The organism is Burkholderia sp. E168m23 (genome assembly GCF_016586125.1).
Classification (GTDB): domain Bacteria; phylum Pseudomonadota; class Gammaproteobacteria; order Burkholderiales; family Burkholderiaceae; genus Burkholderia; species Burkholderia orbicola.
On the sequence record NZ_BCPP01000915.1, the window covers coordinates 1 to 2,857 of the forward strand.

General features: G+C 66.1%; 3 protein-coding genes. 1 reads left to right on the forward strand and 2 read right to left on the reverse strand.

Annotated elements, in window-relative coordinates:
* Window positions 1-188: 188 nt before the first annotated feature.
* Window positions 189-773, reverse strand: coding sequence for a TIGR00645 family protein (locus tag JMF90_RS31865; protein ID WP_011549403.1), 585 nt, complete (start codon window positions 771-773; stop codon window positions 189-191).
* A gap of 112 nt (window positions 774-885) precedes the next feature.
* Complete coding sequence (locus JMF90_RS31870) at window positions 886-1,794, reverse strand: DMT family transporter (protein WP_054927998.1); 909 nt, start codon at window positions 1,792-1,794, stop codon at window positions 886-888.
* Between the two features lie 319 nt (window positions 1,795-2,113).
* Between JMF90_RS31870 and JMF90_RS31875 the strand changes: the two genes are divergently transcribed.
* A partial coding sequence (locus tag JMF90_RS31875) for an AMP-binding protein (protein ID WP_156349310.1) occupies window positions 2,114-2,857 on the forward strand: 744 nt, incomplete at its 3' end.

Consider the following 2,857-nt stretch of genomic DNA (forward strand, 5'->3'; position numbering starts at 1 on the left):
GATCGCGTCCTTCGCCGCCGGGCTCTCTTCCAGCTCGTACGCGCGGCCAAGGGCCTGGATGTAGTCGAGCGGGTGGTAGTAGCTGATGTACTGCAGCGAATCCGCGATGCTCTGGATCAGGTCTTCCTGTTTGATGACGGTCATGGCTGAGACTCTGTGGGGACAGTGGGGAAGGGTTTGCCGACGGTTCAGGCCGCCGGTCGGGACGCCGCGGGCGCGTGCGCCTCGTGGAAATGGGCCGGGTGCGTGTGCGTCGTCAGGCGATCGACCCACGCCATCACGAGCGCCGACACGAGGAACGACACGTGGATGATTACCTGCCACATGATCGCGTGCGTCGTGTGCTGGTCGGGGTTGATGAAGGTCTTCAGCAGGTGGATCGACGAAATGCTGATCAGCGCCATCGACAGCTTGACCTTCAGCACGCCCGCGTTCACGTGGTCGAGCCACTCGGGCTCGTCGGGGTGGCCCTCGATGCCGAGCCGCGACACGAACGTTTCATACCCGCCGACGATCACCATGATCAGCAGGTTCGAGATCATCACCACGTCGATCAGGCCGAGCACCGCGAGCATCACGCTGATTTCGTCGAGGCCGGTCGCATGCGACAGCAGGTGCCAGACTTCCTTCAGGAACAGGAACACGTAGACGCCCTGCGCGACGATCAGGCCGAGGTAAAGCGGGACCTGGAGCCAGCGGCTCATGAAAATCAGCGCGGGAAGGGGGCGAAGCGGGCGGCGGCCGGGATGGCCGGACGAATGCGGGGCGGACATGTCGGGGTACGGGCGCGGTGCGCAGGTATCGGGGGTAATCTTGAAAAGGCGCGCTATTGTAACGCGTCGGCCGGCGCCGCTGCAGCGACGCGCCGGCACTGCCGGGGACGGATCAGGAAGCGGCCGCCGGCACGCGTTTCACGCGCAGGCTCGCGAGCACGATGCCGGTGACGACACACGCGAGCGCGATGCCGTGCGCGAGCGTCGGGCGCTCGCCGAGGAACGCGATGCCGTACGCGGCCGCGGCGATCGGCAGTACCGCGCTGAACACGCCGGCGAGGCTGCCTGGTACGTGCCGGATGCCCTTCATCCACAGCCAGAACGAGAAGATGCTGGCCGACAGCCCGTACCAGACGACGAGCGCCCAGGTGCCGGCCGGCACGCTCGTGTAATCGAAGCGCCACAGCGCGGTTGCGCCGAGCGGCAGCATCAGGAACAGGCCGAACAGGTGGGTGTACGCGCAGATGTCGATCGGCGCGAGCGTTTGCGTGAGCCGGCGCGACAGGATCACGTAGATCGATTCGCAGCACACCGCGCCGAGGATCAGCAGGTTGCCCGCCAGCGAGCCGGACGCGTCACCCTGCGCGCCGTGGTCGGCCGCGCCGCCGTTGGCGAGGTTGATCGTCACGACGCCGACGATCGCGAGCGCGATCGACACGAGTGCACGGCCGTTCGGTTTTTCACGCAGGATCAGCCACGCGAACAGCGCGACGATCGCCGGGATCGTGCTCGTGATGACGCCCGCGGCCACCGCGCTCGTGCGCTGCACGCCGTTGAGCATCAGCAGCGTGAACATGAAGGTGCCGAAGAACGCCTGCAGGAACAGGTTCAGCCATTCGCCGCGCTTGACCGCGCGCATCTTCACGGGGCTGAACAGCGGCCACAGCACGGCGATCGCGATCACGAAGCGCAGCGTGGCGAGGATGGCGACGGGAACGAATACAACGATGGATTTACCGATACCGACATTGCTGCCGACGAACAGCATCGACAGGATGAGGAAGAGGGCGTAGCGATTCAAGCTGGAGTCCGGAAGGCGAGTTCAGTTAGGATTGTAGGGTCGCGGTTGTAACAGCGTAAAGCCGCCCTCGATGCGCGCCGCCCGGCGCACGACACGGCCATGCCGCGTAAGTGACGGGTAAGTTGGAGCGCTTATCGTGGAAACTGCCGGGCTGCGAGTCACGTTCGCGTGATGTGGTGCGGTGCAGCATCGTGCGCAGGCCTTCGCGGTCGCGTGCAGGTGGTGGGAGACAGCGGCGCGCAGGCGCCGGCCAGGACGACGCGCGGCGCGCACGATCGCGCCGCCATGCAGAGGATTCATGTTCACCAAGGGGTAGTCGATGTCTGCGATTGAATCGGTTCTTCACGAAACCCGTCAGTTCGCGCCGCCCGCGGCGCTCGAGAAGACGGCGACCATTTCCGGCATGCCGGCCTACCGCGCGCTCGTCGCCGAGGCCGAGCAGGATTACGAAGGCTTCTGGGCGCGTCTCGCGCGCGAAGGCCTCACGTGGCACAAGCCGTTCACCAAGGTGCTCGACGAGCGCAACGCGCCGTTCTACACATGGTTCGACGACGGCGAGCTGAACGCGTCGTACAACTGCCTCGACCGCCACGTCGAAGCCGGCAACGGCGAGCGCGTCGCGGTGATCTTCGAGGCCGACGACGGCACCGTCACCCGCGTCACCTATGCGGACCTGCTCGCGCGCGTGTCGCGCTTCGCCAATGCGCTGAAGAAACGCGGGATCGGCAAGGGTGACCGCGTCGTCATCTACATTCCGATGTCGATCGAAGGCATCGTCGCGATGCAGGCCTGCGCGCGCATCGGCGCGACGCACTCGGTCGTGTTCGGCGGCTTCTCCGCGAAATCGCTGAACGAGCGGCTTGTCGACGTCGGCGCGGTCGCGCTGATCACCGCCGACGAACAGGCGCGTGGCGGCAAGACGCTGCCGCTCAAGAGCATCGCCGACGAGGCGATCGCGCTGGGCGGCTGCGAAGCGGTGAAGAGCGTGATCGTCTATCGACGCACCGGCGGCCAGATCGACTGGCATGCGGAGCGCGACCTGTGGATGCACGAGTTGGTGGAT